This window comes from Candidatus Nanopelagicales bacterium (assembly GCA_028687755.1).
In the GTDB taxonomy this organism is placed as follows: domain Bacteria; phylum Actinomycetota; class Actinomycetes; order S36-B12; family S36-B12; genus UBA11398.
Genome location: JAQTZL010000003.1, coordinates 67,455 through 82,512 on the forward strand (window position 1 = coordinate 67,455; position 15,058 = coordinate 82,512).

Sequence of the window (15,058 nt, forward strand, 5' to 3'; positions counted from 1 at the left end):
ATTGGTGACGATCTTGCTCACGTACTTCTGAGCGAAGCCGAAATCCAAACGCGCATCAATGAAATTGCTGCGCAGATTGAGGTGGATTATCACGGTCAAGATCTGCTGCTGGTTGGTGTTCTCAAGGGTGCGGTCATGATCATGGCTGATCTTGCGCGCACGTTGACCCGAAGTACTGAGATGGACTGGATGGCAGTGTCGTCCTACGGCTCAGGCACGAAATCAAGCGGTGTGGTGCGTATTCTCAAGGACCTCGACAACGACATCGTGGGCCGCAATGTGCTCATCGTCGAAGACATCCTTGACTCAGGGCTGACCCTCTCGTGGCTGATCAAAAACCTAGGTTCGCGGGGCGCAACCTCAGTTGAAGTCTTCTCGCTCCTGCGCAAACCAGAAGCAATCAAAGTGGAAGTCAATCCAAAATATGTGGGCTTTGACATCCCTAATGAGTTTGTCGTGGGTTACGGCCTGGATTACGACCAGAAGTACCGTAACTTGCGGTGTGTGGGGACCCTGGCTCCGCACGTCTACGGCGCCTGATCGCTGAGCGCGAAAGCCCCGGTCCACTGGCTTGGCAGCCCGTGCACCCGTAGTACCGTCAGGCGGTGGACTTCAAAAGGATCATTCGCGGACCAATTTTTTGGGTAGCTCTTGCTGTTGCCTTCGTATTAGTTGGTTCAAGTTTCCTTTCAGGGGTAGGTGCACCTACCCAGGTCGACACCAGCCAGGCTGTTTCTGACATTCAAAGTGGCAAGGTTGATACCGCGACTCTGACTGATCGCGATCAGCTCCTAGAGCTCACCCTGAAAGACGGATCCAAGCTCCGCACCTCCTATGTCACTGGCCAAGGTGTGAACCTGCAGGAGTTACTCCAACTCAAGGCTGACGCTGGTCAATTGCCAGGTGGCTATAACGTGGTGGTACCAAGTGAAAATATCTTGGTCACACTGCTGTTCTCACTTCTCCCAATTGCCATCGTGGTTTTCTTGTTGTTCTTCTTCATGGGGCAAATGCAAGGTGGCGGCAACAAGGTCATGAGTTTTGGTAAATCCAAAGCCAAACTTGTCAACAAGGACATGCCTCAAACCACGTTCGCCGACGTCGCCGGTGCTGATGAAGCAGTTGAAGAACTTGAAGAAATCAAAGACTTCCTCGCGGACCCATCGAAGTTCCATGCCGTTGGCGCCAAGATCCCCAAGGGCGTATTGCTCTACGGGCCTCCCGGCACCGGCAAGACTTTGCTCGCGCGTGCAGTCGCTGGTGAGGCTGGAGTTCCGTTCTTTTCGATTTCAGGCTCAGACTTTGTTGAAATGTTTGTAGGTGTTGGCGCAAGTCGCGTTCGCGACTTGTTCGAACAAGCCAAAGCGAATGCTCCAGCGATTATTTTTATTGACGAGATCGATGCAGTTGGTCGCCATCGCGGCGCTGGTATGGGTGGCGGGCACGATGAACGTGAACAGACACTGAACCAAATGCTGGTGGAGATGGATGGCTTTGATGTCACCGGTGGTGTCATCTTGATCGCTGCAACAAACCGTCCAGACATTTTGGATCCAGCGCTACTTCGCCCTGGCCGTTTTGATCGCCAGATTGCAGTTGATCGGCCAGATTTGCTGGGCCGCTTTGCGATTCTTGAGGTACACGCCAAGGGCAAGCCGATGGCTGATGAAGTTGACCTGATGGCAGTTGCTCGCCGTACGCCTGGTTTCACTGGAGCAGACCTGGCCAACGTTCTCAACGAAGCTGCGTTATTGACCGCACGCCTTGGGTTCGAGCGCCTTGATGATGCGGCACTTGATGAAGCTATCGATCGAGTGATGGCAGGTCCGCAAAAGCGCACTCGCATGATGGACGATCACGAGAAGAGCATCACCGCGTATCACGAGGCAGGCCACGCACTTGTTGCTGCGGCACTTCCTGGCAATGATCCAGTGCACAAGATCACGATCATGCCTCGTGGTCGTGCACTTGGTTACACGATGGTGTTACCTGAAGCTGACAAGTACTCAACAACTCGCAGTGAAATGCAAAACCAACTGGCGTACATGCTCGGTGGTCGCGCTGCTGAAGAGTTGATCTTCCACGATCCAACAACTGGCGCATCGAATGACATTGAGCGCGCAACCGCGCTTGCCCGCGCAATGGTGACCCAATACGGCATGACCGAACGTCTGGGGGCAATCCGATACGGACAGCCACAAGGTGAAGTCTTCATGGGTCGCGATTTGGGTCATACGCGTGATTACTCCGAAGAAATTGCTGGAGCCATCGATGAAGAAGTGCGTACCTTTATTGAAAATGCACACCAAGAGGCCTACGACATTCTCGTAGCCAATCGCGATGTACTTGATGCACTCGTGAAGGAACTCTTGGAAAAGGAAACGTTAGATCGCGAACAGATCGCTGCGGTCTTTGAAGCCCTTCATCTCAATGAGCCACGTCCAGCATGGACAGGTTCCGCTCGCCGCCTGCCTGATTCGCGTGGACCGATTGAGCATCCACGCCCAGCGGTGGTTGCCGAAGTTGAAACTATTGTTGTCGAAGCTACTACCGAAGACGAGGCGTAATGACCATCGATCCAGTCAGCGTTGATCCAAACGCAGCGGTTGGCGAATTTGATGCTCCAGGTGTTGAAGCTGCGATTCGTGCGCTACTCATTGCTGTTGGTGAAAATCCCGATCGCGATGGCCTGAAAGACACTCCTGCTCGCGTCGCACGTTCGTATCAAGAGATCTTTGCTGGTCTGCACATGCAGGCTGAAGATGTGTTGACCACAACCTTCGACCTTGGTCACGAGGAAATGATCATCGTGCGGGATATCGAGATGTACAGCACCTGCGAGCACCACTTGGTTCCGTTCCATGGGCGGGCTCACATTGGTTACATTCCTGGTCCAAATGGCCGCATTACTGGCTTATCGAAGTTGGCTCGTCTGGTTGATCTCTATGCGCGTCGCCCACAGGTACAAGAGCGCCTTACTTCGCAAATTGCAGATGCACTCGTGCGCATTCTTGAGCCTCGCGGAGCCATTGTTGTTGTCGAAGCAGAACACCTATGTATGTCAATGCGCGGTATTCGTAAGCCAGGATCAAAGACATTGACAAGTGCTGTACGTGGATCACTGCTCGAACCAGCTACCCGCGCAGAAGCAATGTCACTTATCCAAGGCCGATGAACATTCGACACCCGTTGGGGCTTCCTGCCTCACTTCTTGGTGTCGAGCATGCATTAGTTGTAGGCGTTCTCAATGTGACCCCAGATTCATTTTCTGATGGCGGCAAATTCGCTGACGTTGATGCCGCCATCGCCCACGGTGTCGCACTGCGCGACCAAGGTGCGTCTTTTGTTGATGTCGGTGGGGAATCAACTCGCCCCGGTGCAACGCGAGTTACAGCAGATGATGAGCAAGCTCGAGTGCTCGAAGTTATTGCCGGGCTCACTGAAGTGGGAGTGCACGTCAGTATTGACACCATGCACGCGAGCACTGCTGTCGCGGCAATTGAAGCGGGTGCGTTCATGGTGAATGACGTAAGCGGTGGGTTAGCGGATGCAGCAATGGTGCACGCTGTTGCTGATATGCAGGTGCCCTACGTGATTATGCATTGGCGCGGCCACAGCACTGAGATGAATGCCCTCACTTCATACGGGGATGTCGTAACTGATGTCATTGAAGAATTAGGTGCCCGAGTTGATGTTGCCTTGAGAGCGGGCATTGCTCCAGAAGCAATCGTGATTGATCCGGGTCTTGGCTTTGCTAAAGAGGCAAATCACAACTGGGCAATTCTTCATCAACTCGAGAAATTAGAAGCGCTTGGTTACCCGGTGCTCATTGGTGCTTCACGCAAACGATTCATTGGTTCGTTACTTGGAAGTAGTGACGGAGTGATGCGACCTGTGGACCAACGCGATGGTGCCACAGATGCAATTTCTGCTCTAGCTGCTGCTGCTGGCGTATGGGCTGTCCGCGTGCACGATGTTGTCGGCAGCGTTGATGCTGTTCGAGTAGGTTCAGCTTGGCGATTGGGGCGAGGATGAGCGCGGATCAGATTCTGGTGTACGGGATTACTGCAACCGGTTTTCACGGTGTCTTCGACCATGAACGCCGTGACGGTCAAGAGTTTTCCGTTGATCTTGTCGTTCACCTGCATCCGAGCAAGGCTGCCGCGAGTGATGACCTTGCAGACACAGTCGACTATGGAGCGATTTCACAAGCCGTTCACGATCGCATTGTTGGTCCACCATTGAACTTAATTGAAACGCTTGCGGAAAGAATCTCGGAAGATGTCTTGGCATTTGCGGGTGTGGAAGGCGTTGAAGTTATTGTGCATAAGCCGCAAGCACCAATCCCGGTTCCCTTTACCAACGTAGCTGTGAAAATCATTCGTCCATGACTCGTGCAGTGATTGCACTCGGTGCAAATTTGGGTGATGCGAAAGCAGCCTTGCAGGGTGCAGTGGAGGCGCTTGCGGCGACGCCAGGCATTGAAGTGATTGCAGCCTCACCTGTGTTTGAAACTGAACCAGTAGGCGGGCCAGAACAACCGGTCTATGTCAATGCAGTGGTCCTTATTGACACTTCCCTTACACCTGATGATTTATTGACAAGAGCGAACGCAATTGAAGCTGATTGGCAACGCACTCGTGAAGTGCGTTGGGGTCCGCGAACTCTGGATATCGACATTATTGATATCGATGGCTTCATTTCAGATTCGCAGCGGTTGACGATTCCGCATCCGCGTGCGCATGAACGTGGCTTTGTGCTGGTTCCATGGTTAGCGGTTGACTCAACCGCAGTGATTCACGGTGAGCCAATTGCTGAACTCATCCAACGTGTTGATGTGACTGGCGTACGAACACTGGAACCGCGGGTAGATCTGATGGTCTCCCAATGAAGCCCACCCGTATTCGCCTGCTGCTCATCATTACTGTCATCGGTGCCTTGGTGGGATTTGTTCTCGCAAGTGTGATGAACGGCCAAGTTGGCCGCGCGGTACCCGTGCCGTTTCTGGCTGCCCTCACCCTCTGGATACTTGCGCTCGCACTCTTCATTTGGGCCTACTTGGCAAAGCCACGCCTGCAGCGTGCTCCGGGTTCAGTGCCGTTGGCGCCCATCGTGGCGGCCCGCACCGCAGCACTCGCGATGGCTGCATCAAGAACTGGTGCTCTTGTTGCCGGTTTCTATATTGGTCTTGGCGTTGGCACGCTGCCCGATCTGGCTACCCCAGCAGGAACGTCAACGGTGTGGTCGGCGGGGGCAGCGGCGCTTGGAGCAATCGCGCTTGTAGCCGCGGCGCTATGGCTAGAACATCTGTGTCGATTGCCGGCAGAGGGTGACTCGGATGGATCAGGGCTAGATAAGGTCAGTCCATGAGCACCGAACCAGTCCTTGAAGACCTTCCATTCGAAGAATTGCGCCATCAGGCCTTTCACCTGGCTGAAAAGCATCTTGATTTGGGTTTCTTCACTGATGTGTTCAGCCACATGCCCAGCATGAACGCAATCGAGGGCGAAGGCGGAGACTTAGGGGCTGTTGGTGGAACATTCATCGACACAGTTCGTGCCGTTCGTGAGATGTTTGGTGAAACAGAACTCGATGACACCACCGAAAGCTTGCTGCGCGCACGCTTTGCTACCTACATTCGCGAGCGTTCGTAATTAGCGGTCGGCGTCGCCGACCATAAACGTGCACGATTGCAACATGGGCACTAACGCATCCATTGGAAGCCCAACAAGAGTGCTCGTCAAGCTCTGAATTGTTGCGAATGCTGGCGTACGTAATTTCAAACGCCACGGTGTTTTTTCGCCGATACTGTCGAGCAAAATCCCGATAGTTCCAAGTGGACCTTCAATCGCGCCATAAATCGTAAGTTCTGGTGCGCGGACCACCTTAGGAAGTTGAACTGAGGTGGGTCCGTCACCTGCTGCAAGAAGCCACTGGATTGCCTCGTCCATGATGCTCAAGCTTGCGAGTAAGTGTTCAGCAATCAACGTAAAGCGCGATGGGATATCGCCAGATCCGTGAGCTATCGGAAAACAATGAGGGACGTGTTCGTAAGCAAGATAGGGAGTTGTGATGCGTAAATCATTCGCAACCCCACTGCTCCAAGCTATCGATCCAGAAAGCCCATATTCGTGTATTTGTTCTGGAGTGATAACTCCAATGCCTTCCAACTGCGCAAAGCGATCGCCTATTTTCTGAGGTAAATCATGAAGATCCGTCTGAAGTTCCTTGATGACTGGCGAGAGTAAATTGAGCCATTCAGGGAAGCAGGGAGTGGCAATGCCACCGATGCGCACAAACATTGGGTGAATGCGTGATCCAGTGAGTTCTTCGAGAAGCGCTAGAAAGGTTTCCCGGTGTGCCATGAGCTGGGAAAATTTTGGATCAGTCGTGCCAAGCATGATCAAACTCGCAGTTACGCGATTCATTTCGGCGAGTAACATTCGAGACCAGGTTGCACGTTCCGGAGTCAGTATTCCCATTGCATCTTCAAGAACAAGTGCGATGGCCAGTTCTGAACTCATGGCGCTGAGCCAGTCATGGCGATTCGCCAACATCATCAGTTGTCGGTAGTCGCGGGCTTCGAAGAGTTTTTCGGCACTGCGATGAACAAAGCCGATCCGCGGATCTGCTGAAGTGATGATGGATTCGTTTGTGTGCAAGGCCAATTGCATAGCGCCTTGCCCAGTGGGATGGAGTTCCCCGAGATCAAGATGGAAATCAGCCGGCAGATTTCGCGCCGCACCTATTGCAACTAAGACCTCGTTCACGGTGTCATCTTCGCAGGTTGAGGAAATTCAATTGCATACGCAGCAATAAGCCACCAGAAATCAGGAGTAGGGCCGTCTTGAAGCATGGTGATGTGTGGTGTTCCTGATGAAGCGTCAGCAAGAGCATCGAGAGCAACATGTGCAGTGATGTTCATTTCCCCAGTCGCCTGCGGTGTAAGTGTTTGCCCAGCGCGGTAACCCGTAAGTGTGCCGCCATCCCACACTCCTCGAATTCGATCGGCCCGCATGTGCGCGTAATCAATGGCTATGGCAAAGCCTGACGAGACGAGCGCTGTGAGGTCACGCCAACAAGCATCGCGAGTTATTCCAATTTCGCACCGCATGAATGGGCGAGTAGTCGGCCACCACTTCTTTAACCATTCATATTCTGGGCTTGTCGTATCTAAGGCCGCGCCAAGTGTGGGTGTGAAATGCGTGTGATCAGCAACCATGATGTGCGCCACTCCATCGCTACCTACTTCTGCCATTGCGCAGGGGAGGTCATCGAGGAATTCATGTGCCACCAACACAGTGTGTCCCGCAGGAATCTGGATGATGGTTTCCCTGACATCACCCTCAATCCAGTCGATAGCTGCCGAGAGATGTGCCGGTCGCGGTCTGACATCAAGACAGATAAGGGTCGTGCGTTCGCGCTCTGCAGGTGTAAGCAAATCTGAAATGTGCTCCGCCAATAATCCGGTTCCAGCGCCAACATCAATGAACCTGAGAGGCCCTTGGAGCAGGGCGGTGCGCACATAGGGCAGCAGGTCGGTAGCCAATGTGGATTGTTGAACGCTGGTGGTGAAGTGGTCATAGGGCAGGGAATGGGAGTAGAAGCCACGATCACCGGTCGCGGCCTTTGCCCAGGCCAGATCCCAAGCGAGATCTTCGGGAATTTTGGCCACCACAGCAACGCACGGTAGCGAGCCTCTACGCTCCTACGTGTGATGGCTCCTCCCCGCCTCCGTGTCGGTGTCATTGGCACCGGTCGAGCGGGTTCCGTGATTGGCGCGGCCCTGCATCGTGTTGGTCATGAAGTGGTGGCTGTTGCCGCTGTTTCTGAACTCTCACGCCTTCGAGCTCAAGCGCTTTTGCCGGGTGTCCCTATCGTTGATATTGATCAGGTGGTTGCGGCCTGTGATTTGGTGCTGGTCGCAGTTCCCGACGATGCGCTAGCTGGGTTACTCGAAGGTCTTGCTGCGAGCCAATCAGTGAAGCCAGGTCAGTTCTGGGTGCACTTGAGTGGTCGTTATGGCACTGACGTGATGGCGCCAGTAGCTGCGCTTGGGGCCCTGCCGCTAGCTATCCATCCGGTGATGTCTTTTACCGGAACAAGCATGGATCTCCAACGCCTCGAAGAGTGCCCGTTTGGAGTGACGGCGCCTGATGAATTGCGAAGTGCTGCCGAAGCGCTCGTCATTGAGATCGGCGGCGATCCCATTTGGGTGCCAGAAGAGAAGCGAGTGCTGTATCACGCAGCTTTGGCGTTCGGCTCCAATTACCTCATCACCCTGGTAGCCCAAAGTGCCGAGTTGTTGTCGCGGGCCGGCATCGAAGAACCGCGTCGTGTTCTTGCTCCACTGTTGAGTGCGAGTTTGGATAACGCGTTGCGACTGGGCGACCAAGCATTGACCGGGCCAGTGGCGCGAGGTGACGCGGCGAGCGTCAAGGCACATCTTGCTGTGCTTACTGAGCAATCCGAGCTCGCAGGTTCAAGTTACCGAGTACTGGCCCGCGTAACTGCAGATCGAGCAGTTGATGCTGGGTTACTGTCTACAGCGCATGCAGAGGCACTCTTGGGTGTGCTGAGTGAAGAAGGGGAATCGACATGACCTCACTCTTGGCTTCCACTCACGCTGAACTCCTCGCAGCACGTGGCGCGTCGCATCCTGTTGCTGTTGTGATGACGATGGGTGCGCTTCACGAAGGCCACGCGTCCCTTATTCGCGAAGCGCGTGCAGTGGTTGGTCGTTCAGGATTTGTGGTCGTCACGAATTTTGTAAACCCGACGCAGTTTGGTGCGGGTGAAGACTTTGATCGTTACCCACGAACCCTTGATCGCGACCTTGAAGTGAGCGAGCTCGCAGGTGCAGACGTGATGTACGCGCCTTCAGTTGAAGAAATGTATGGCACTGATCGTCTCGATGACCTCGGTGGTCAAGTGATGGTGGATCCAGGAAAACTCGGTGACATTCTTGATGGCGTTGCGCGCCCGGGTCATTTCAAGGGAATGCTGACCATTGTTGGCAAGCTGCTTCACCTGACCGCTCCTGATTACGCCTTCTTCGGTGAAAAGGATTTTCAGCAACTGGCACTCATTACTGCCATGGTGAAGTCCTTGCGGTTTCCCGTGAAAGTGATCGGCGTTCCTACTGTGCGCGAAGATGATGGCTTGGCTATGAGCAGTCGCAATCGTTACCTCTCAACGCAAGAACGCAAGGTCGCATCCCTTGTTCCGCGCGCAATTCAGGTTGCTGCTGAGGTTGCAGCTCATGATGGAGCGCGTGCAGGTGAGCGCGCAGGCATCGCTCTTCTTGCTGATCACCCAGAGTTTTCCCTTGATTATCTGGTCATCACGAATCCACAACTGGGTGAAGCAGTTCCAGGGGAAGGGCGAGTGCTCATCGCAGTTCGCCTTGGAAGTACACGCCTGATCGACAACATCGCTTGTCGTGTTGGTGGATCATCGTGATTCGTTTACCTGTACAGCTTGCTGCCGCTCAACCGGGCTGGACAGTGCGAGCAGACGTGATAGTCGTGGGCTCTGGTATCGCTGGTCTGGCTACTGCCTTACATGCACGCAGGGCTGGTCGGACTGTTCTTGTCATAACAAAAGCCCAAGTCAATGAAGGTTCTACGCGGTGGGCGCAAGGCGGGATTGCTGCAGCACTTGCTGATGATGATTCACCTGCTGAGCATCTTGAAGATACGTTGCTTGCTGGTGTTGGGCTTTGTGACGAGGAAGCCGTGCGCGTACTTGTCACGGAAGGGCCGGGAGCGGTTCGCGGATTGATTCAACTTGGGGCTCGGTTTGATACTGAACCAGACGGTGGAATTTCACTCACGCGTGAAGGCGGTCACCATCGCGATCGCATTGCACATGCTGGTGGAGATGCAACAGGCGCAGAGATTTCACGCGCAATGGTTGAGGCTATAGCTCGCGATCCAGGTATTGAACTTGTAGAAAATGCACTTGCTTTGGATCTGATCACTGATGAAACAGGAGCAGCACAAGGCATCACCTTGCATGTGCTTGGCACTGGGCAGCGCGACGGTGTTGGGGCAGCGCTTGCGCCAACGGTGGTGCTCGCCACGGGAGGCTTTGGGCAAGTCTTTCGCCAGACCACGAATCCTTATGTCTCCACAGGCGATGGTGTCGCACTTGCGATGCGTGCTGGGGCAGATGTGGCTGACCTTGAGTTCGTGCAGTTCCATCCCACGGTGATGTGGCTTGGTCCATTTGCTCAAGGCCAACAACCTTTGGTCTCCGAAGCCGTGCGCGGTGAAGGTGCATTCCTGATTGATGCTGAGGGCACTCGCTTCATGACTGCCGAGCATGAAATGGCTGACTTAGCGCCGCGCGATGTTGTTGCTAAAGCCATTATGCGTCGCATGCGCGCAACGGGTACTGATCACGTGTGGCTTGACGCCCGGCACCTTGGCGCAGATATGTGGGTTCAACGATTCCCGACAATCCTTGAATCCTGCCGATCACGCGGTATTGATCCCATCACTGATCTCATTCCAGTATCTCCAGCTCAGCATTACGTTTCAGGTGGGGTGCTCACCGATTTAGCCGGCCGCACTTCCATACCTGGGTTGTACGCCTGTGGTGAAGTTGCCTGCACGGGTGTACATGGAGCCAATCGGTTAGCGTCGAACTCATTGCTTGAAGGCCTGGTATTTGCTGGCCGCATTGGTGCACAAATTGAACGCGGGCTTCGTGTTGTTCGCGATCCAATTCTCCCCTCGCATAGTGACCAACGGTTATTGCCACATCAGGTACGTCGTCGAGTACAAACCACCATGGATCGCCATGTGGGCGTGTTGCGCAGTTCTGAGTCATTGCAGTTAGCGAGTACTGAACTCAACGCCCTCGCAGCGACTGAGCAAGGTAAGCCAATTGCGGAAGACTGGGAAACGACCAACATCGCGACAATTGCAACGGCACTCACACGCCACGCAGCATTGCGTGAAGAAACCCGTGGATCTCATTGGCGGGAAGACTTTCCTGATCAAAATGACACTCAGTGGCGGGTTCGACTTGTAAGCAACCTCAATAGTGATGGAACATTGACCACTCGCACGGTGCCTCGGTCAGGGGTGTCGTACTCAGATGGAAGGCAAGCATGACTGAACACAATTCGAAGGTGTTTGGTCCAACCATCTCATCGATGCTCATCGATGCTCGTTTGAAACCATTGGCATTGGAAACCCTGATCAACCTAGCTATCGAGGAAGACCTTGATGGCGGAGTCGATGTCACGACTGTCGCAACAGTGCCAACAGATCAAATCGCAGTGCTCGACCTGTGTGCACGACGTGGTGGTGTGATCGCAGGTGTGCCGGTTGCTGCCGCCGTATTCATGGCCGTATGTGGCGATGAAGATGTGGAAATTGAATTCGGGGCGCACGATGGCGAACTCGTTGAAGCTGGTCGCGTTGTAATTTCAGTGCGCGCCTCAACGCATGCACTCTTGCAAGCCGAACGCCCTGCCTTGAATTTCCTTGGTCACCTCAGCGGTATCGCAACCGCGACTCGCGTGTGGGTCGATGAGATCGCTGGAACTGGTGCAGCAATTCGCGATACCCGTAAAACCACACCGGGCATGCGTACCCTGGAAAAATACGCGGTTCGTTGTGGTGGTGGCGTGAACCACCGCATGTCACTTTCCGATGCTGCATTAGTGAAAGACAACCATGTGTTAGCTGCCGGTGGAGTTGCGGAAGCATTCAATTTGGTTCGTCAAAACTTCCCGGGAGTTCCTGTTGAGGTTGAAGTTGATTCAATCCAGCAGCTTGATGATGTGCTGGAAGCTGGAGCTGACCTCGTGCTTCTCGATAATTTCACGACCGAGCAGATGCTCGATGCTGTTGCTCGAACCAAGGGCCGCGCTCGATTGGAAGCCTCGGGTGGATTGAGCTTGGAGGTGGCTCGTGAGGTCGCCGCAACGGGAGTCGACTACCTTGCTGTCGGTGCGCTGACCCATTCAGCGCCGGTACTCGACATTGGTGCTGACCTGAGGACGGAGAGCTAATGCTTCTCACGATTGACGTTGGCAATACCAACACAGTTCTTGGCATGTTCGATGGTGAGGAACTCAATGCTTCCTGGCGAATCAAAACTGATTCACGCACTACGGCTGACGAAATTGCCCTGACTTTCCATGGATTACTTGAGGATCACCCACCGGTAACCGGCATTGCGCTGTGCAGCACTGTCCCCGCAGTACTTCGTGAAATGCGCGTGATGCTTGCGAAGTACTTCGCTGATGTTGAAACGGTCATTGTTGAGCCAGGAACAAAAACAGGCGTGCCGGTACTAACTGACAACCCAAAGGAAGTCGGAACTGATCGCATTGTTAACACGGTTGCAGCGTTTGCTCTCTATGGCGGGCCTAGCATCGTGGTTGATTTTGGTACGTCAACCAATCTTGATGTTGTGTCAGCGAAAGGTGAGTTCATCGGTGGTGCGTTAGCGCCCGGTATTGAAATTTCACTTGATGCCTTGGCTCAGCGAGCAGCTGCCCTGCGCAAGGTTGAACTTGTTCGTCCACGTGCAGCGATTGGCAAGAACACAGTCGAGGCGCTGCAGTCTGGTGCCCTGTATGGCTTTGCTGGTCAGGTTGATGGCATGGTTGAGCGCATCAGTGAAGAACTAGATGAAGTCACTGCAGTGATTGCTACGGGTGGGCTTGCATCGATCGTGATTGGTGAATCACGCACAATTACCCATCATGAACCTGATCTCACCTTGATTGGTTTGCGTTTAGTGTTCGAGCGCAACACCACTCGCTAGGTTCACGACGTTTTACTGCGACGCAGCAACAAGACCAACCACCACAGCCAGACCATGAAGTGGTCCGCGCGTGCGCGGAAGCACCAAGGTGCGCATGCCAAGTGCTGTGCCACCGACATCGTCGTGGCCGCTGTCGCCGACCATCAAAGTTTCGGCTGCTGTGCTGCCAATTGAACTCAGGCTGGCTTGAAACATTTCTAGGTTAGGTTTCACCACTCCAATTTCACAAGACAGCACGATGCCATCAGCGAACTTTGCCAAACCTTCTCGTTCAAGAACATGATGAATGGAAACGCCAACATTGGAAAGCAAGCCGATCTTGATACCGAGATCTTTCAATGCTTGAAGTGTGGGCACTGCATCCTCGTAGGCGTGCCAGGTATCCAGCATCACGTCATACAGTGCTCGAGCCAGGGCCGGGGCAACTGCGGGGCCTTGTGAAACAAGCGCGAAGAAGACATCCGCATGTGCCTCTGGCGAGAGATCTCGGGAACTTTGTGGATCCACAACCCGGCCGTTCTCCCAAATTCGGTCAAGAAAGAGTTCGAGGGTTTCGCGATGAGCCGCGGTCAGATCAGTTGGCGCCTTGATCAGAGCCAGTTCGAGCCAGTCGGCGCTGCTGCCCTGATCCACGAGGGTGGAGTGCACATCAAAGAGAACGCTGGTGATGGGGGAGGCTGGATTGAACGGCGCGTTTGCGGCTGCTTTGACGAGCATGTGGGCAGCGTAGGGCTAGCCGATAGCCTTGCTCACCGTGACTACCGAACATGACGAGGAGCTTGAGCTCCCAGAGCAAATGCGGATCCGCCACGACAAGCGCGACAAGCTTGCCGAGCAGGGTCGCGAGCCGTACCCGGTAGCGCTACCGATTACTTCCACGATCGCTGCTGTCAGAGCACAATTCCCTGACCTTGAGATTGATGTGCAGACCGGCGTCAGTGTGGGCATTGCTGGCCGAGTCATCTTTGTACGTAACACCGGCAAGTTGTGCTTTGCCACCTTGCGTTCGGGCGACGGCACCGAGATTCAGGCGATGTTGTCACTTGCCAAGGTTGGCGAAGAAGCACTTGAAAGCTGGAAAGCCTTAGTTGACCTCGGTGATCATGTATTCGTCGAAGGCGAGGTCATCACTTCGAAGCGTGGTGAGCTTTCCGTGCTTGCCGATTCATGGGCTATGGCCGCGAAGTCACTTCGGCCGCTGCCTGTTTCGCATAAACCAATGAACGATGACAGTCGTATCCGTCAGCGTTATCTTGATTTGATCATGCGCCCAGAAGCTCGCCAGATGGCTCAAACGCGAGTGAAGGCCGTCGGACAGATTCGTCAGAGTTTGAATGACCGTGGCTATCTTGAAATCGAAACACCAATGTTGCAAACCATGCATGGTGGTGCGACTGCACGACCATTCATCACGTCGTCAAATGCCTTTGATCTTGAGTTGTATTTGCGTATCGCTCCTGAACTGTTCTTAAAGCGAGCAGTTGTTGGTGGCATGGAGCGCGTATATGAAATCAACCGAAACTTCCGCAATGAAGGTTCCGATTCCACGCATTCACCTGAGTTTGCAATGCTCGAGTTCTATCAGGCATATGCGGATTACCGTGAGATGGCGAAAATTACTCGAGAAATCATTCAAGAAGCTGCCGTTGCCGTGTTTGGTTCGCAGGTTGTTACTCACATGGATGGAACCCAGTACGACCTGTCAGGGGAGTGGCGCGAGGTTTCACTGTATGGCTCGCTCTCGGAAGCAGTCGGCGAAGAGATCACTCCGCAAACCCCACGCACACGTCTAGTAGAACTTGCCAATGCTGTTGATATTGCGGTTGCACCTAATTGGGTCGAAGGCAAAATTGTCGAAGAGCTATTCGAGCACCACGTGATTTCGACCTTCGATGGTCAACCAACCTTCGTGATGGATTTCCCAGTTGATACCTCACCGCTGACTCGCGATCACCGAACTGAAGTTGGCAAGGTGGAAAAGTGGGACCTCTACATCAACGGATATGAACAAGCCACGGGCTACTCAGAACTTGTTGATCCAGTCATTCAGCGTGAGCGCCTTATGGCACAAGCTGCCCTTGGTGCGCGAGGGGATGATGAAGCGATGAAGCTTGATGAAGACTTCCTGCGCGCACTTGAACACGGCATGCCGCCTTCAGGTGGTGTGGGCATCGGGGTTGACCGCTTGCTGATGACTCTCACTGGGCTGGGAATTCGTGAGACGATTCTGTTCCCATTGGTCAAGCCCGAGCGGGCTTAACCCCAACCG

At 54.0% G+C, this 15,058-nt stretch carries 17 protein-coding genes; 14 read left to right on the plus strand and 3 right to left on the minus strand.

The annotated features are described in order from the left end of the window. The 8 genes from hpt (at window position 1) to PHN51_05680 (ending at window position 5,654) form a co-directional block, all read left to right on the plus strand. A complete protein-coding gene (gene hpt, locus PHN51_05645; GenBank protein ID MDD2818263.1) occupies window positions 1-540 on the plus strand; it encodes a hypoxanthine phosphoribosyltransferase in 540 nt (179 codons plus the stop codon). Between the two features lie 65 nt (window positions 541-605). After that, window positions 606-2,567: an ATP-dependent zinc metalloprotease FtsH gene (gene ftsH, locus PHN51_05650; protein ID MDD2818264.1), complete on the plus strand. Its 1,962-nt coding sequence runs from the start codon at window positions 606-608 to the stop codon at window positions 2,565-2,567. Continuing rightward, window positions 2,567-3,175, plus strand: a complete 609-nt coding sequence (gene folE / locus PHN51_05655; GenBank protein ID MDD2818265.1) for a GTP cyclohydrolase I FolE — start codon at window positions 2,567-2,569, stop codon at window positions 3,173-3,175. Before ftsH ends, folE begins: the two co-directional genes overlap by 1 nt. Then, the gene (gene folP, locus PHN51_05660) at window positions 3,172-4,035 is read left to right on the plus strand and encodes a dihydropteroate synthase (GenBank protein ID MDD2818266.1); all 864 of its coding nucleotides are present in this window, start codon (window positions 3,172-3,174) and stop codon (window positions 4,033-4,035) included. Before folE ends, folP begins: the two co-directional genes overlap by 4 nt. Next, window positions 4,032-4,391, plus strand: coding sequence for a dihydroneopterin aldolase (gene folB, locus PHN51_05665; protein ID MDD2818267.1), 360 nt, complete (start codon window positions 4,032-4,034; stop codon window positions 4,389-4,391). Before folP ends, folB begins: the two co-directional genes overlap by 4 nt. Beyond that, window positions 4,388-4,891, plus strand: coding sequence for a 2-amino-4-hydroxy-6-hydroxymethyldihydropteridine diphosphokinase (gene folK, locus PHN51_05670; GenBank protein MDD2818268.1), 504 nt, complete (start codon window positions 4,388-4,390; stop codon window positions 4,889-4,891). Before folB ends, folK begins: the two co-directional genes overlap by 4 nt. After that, complete coding sequence (locus tag PHN51_05675; protein ID MDD2818269.1) at window positions 4,888-5,370, plus strand: DUF3180 domain-containing protein; 483 nt, start codon at window positions 4,888-4,890, stop codon at window positions 5,368-5,370. Before folK ends, PHN51_05675 begins: the two co-directional genes overlap by 4 nt. Further along, entirely contained in the window at window positions 5,367-5,654 is a 288-nt protein-coding gene (locus PHN51_05680; GenBank protein MDD2818270.1) for a hypothetical protein, read from the plus strand. Before PHN51_05675 ends, PHN51_05680 begins: the two co-directional genes overlap by 4 nt. On the opposite strand, the gene PHN51_05685 is transcribed toward PHN51_05680, so the two are convergent. Together PHN51_05685 and PHN51_05690 are read right to left on the minus strand one after the other, a co-directional pair. Next, on the minus strand, window positions 5,655-6,770 hold the full coding sequence (locus PHN51_05685; protein MDD2818271.1) for a hypothetical protein: 1,116 nt from the start codon (window positions 6,768-6,770) through the stop codon (window positions 5,655-5,657). Further along, window positions 6,767-7,675 (minus strand): SAM-dependent methyltransferase, encoded by a 909-nt coding sequence (locus PHN51_05690; protein MDD2818272.1) that lies wholly within the window; start codon window positions 7,673-7,675, stop codon window positions 6,767-6,769. Before PHN51_05690 ends, PHN51_05685 begins: the two co-directional genes overlap by 4 nt. A gap of 42 nt (window positions 7,676-7,717) precedes the next feature. Between PHN51_05690 and PHN51_05695 the strand changes: the two genes are divergently transcribed. The 5 genes from PHN51_05695 to PHN51_05715 are packed head-to-tail and all read left to right on the plus strand — an operon-like array spanning window position 7,718 to window position 12,789. Further along, window positions 7,718-8,602 (plus strand): DUF2520 domain-containing protein, encoded by an 885-nt coding sequence (locus PHN51_05695; protein ID MDD2818273.1) that lies wholly within the window; start codon window positions 7,718-7,720, stop codon window positions 8,600-8,602. After that, entirely contained in the window at window positions 8,599-9,462 is an 864-nt protein-coding gene (gene panC / locus PHN51_05700) for a pantoate--beta-alanine ligase (GenBank protein ID MDD2818274.1), read from the plus strand. The genes PHN51_05695 and panC overlap by 4 nt, the downstream gene beginning before the upstream one ends. After that, the gene (locus tag PHN51_05705) at window positions 9,459-11,123 is read left to right on the plus strand and encodes an L-aspartate oxidase (protein ID MDD2818275.1); all 1,665 of its coding nucleotides are present in this window, start codon (window positions 9,459-9,461) and stop codon (window positions 11,121-11,123) included. Before panC ends, PHN51_05705 begins: the two co-directional genes overlap by 4 nt. Further along, complete coding sequence (nadC, locus tag PHN51_05710; GenBank protein ID MDD2818276.1) at window positions 11,120-12,028, plus strand: carboxylating nicotinate-nucleotide diphosphorylase; 909 nt, start codon at window positions 11,120-11,122, stop codon at window positions 12,026-12,028. Before PHN51_05705 ends, nadC begins: the two co-directional genes overlap by 4 nt. Further along, window positions 12,028-12,789: a type III pantothenate kinase gene (locus tag PHN51_05715; GenBank protein ID MDD2818277.1), complete on the plus strand. Its 762-nt coding sequence runs from the start codon at window positions 12,028-12,030 to the stop codon at window positions 12,787-12,789. The genes nadC and PHN51_05715 overlap by 1 nt, the downstream gene beginning before the upstream one ends. Before the next feature lie 12 nt (window positions 12,790-12,801). On the opposite strand, the gene PHN51_05720 is transcribed toward PHN51_05715, so the two are convergent. Continuing rightward, the gene (locus tag PHN51_05720; protein MDD2818278.1) at window positions 12,802-13,506 is read right to left on the minus strand and encodes an HAD family hydrolase; all 705 of its coding nucleotides are present in this window, start codon (window positions 13,504-13,506) and stop codon (window positions 12,802-12,804) included. A gap of 37 nt (window positions 13,507-13,543) precedes the next feature. On the opposite strand from PHN51_05720, the gene lysS reads away from it, so the two are divergent. Next, on the plus strand, window positions 13,544-15,049 hold the full coding sequence (gene lysS, locus PHN51_05725; protein ID MDD2818279.1) for a lysine--tRNA ligase: 1,506 nt from the start codon (window positions 13,544-13,546) through the stop codon (window positions 15,047-15,049). The last annotated feature ends 9 nt before the right edge of the window (window positions 15,050-15,058 follow it).

Excerpts from the sequence above, each read along its gene's own strand:
- PHN51_05695 (MDD2818273.1), top strand. The coding sequence starts at position 7,718 with ATGGCTCCTCCCCGCCTCCGTGTCGGTGTCATTGGCACCGGTCGAGCG.
- folK (MDD2818268.1), top strand. The coding sequence starts at position 4,388 with ATGACTCGTGCAGTGATTGCACTCGGTGCAAATTTGGGTGATGCGAAA.
- folP (MDD2818266.1), top strand. The coding sequence starts at position 3,172 with ATGAACATTCGACACCCGTTGGGGCTTCCTGCCTCACTTCTTGGTGTC.
- PHN51_05720 (MDD2818278.1), bottom strand. The coding sequence starts at position 13,506 with ATGCTCGTCAAAGCAGCCGCAAACGCGCCGTTCAATCCAGCCTCCCCC.
- PHN51_05715 (MDD2818277.1), top strand. The coding sequence starts at position 12,028 with ATGCTTCTCACGATTGACGTTGGCAATACCAACACAGTTCTTGGCATG.
- PHN51_05680 (MDD2818270.1), top strand. The coding sequence starts at position 5,367 with ATGAGCACCGAACCAGTCCTTGAAGACCTTCCATTCGAAGAATTGCGC.
- panC (MDD2818274.1), top strand. The coding sequence starts at position 8,599 with ATGACCTCACTCTTGGCTTCCACTCACGCTGAACTCCTCGCAGCACGT.
- PHN51_05675 (MDD2818269.1), top strand. The coding sequence starts at position 4,888 with ATGAAGCCCACCCGTATTCGCCTGCTGCTCATCATTACTGTCATCGGT.
- folB (MDD2818267.1), top strand. The coding sequence starts at position 4,032 with ATGAGCGCGGATCAGATTCTGGTGTACGGGATTACTGCAACCGGTTTT.
- folE (MDD2818265.1), top strand. The coding sequence starts at position 2,567 with ATGACCATCGATCCAGTCAGCGTTGATCCAAACGCAGCGGTTGGCGAA.
- nadC (MDD2818276.1), top strand. The coding sequence starts at position 11,120 with ATGACTGAACACAATTCGAAGGTGTTTGGTCCAACCATCTCATCGATG.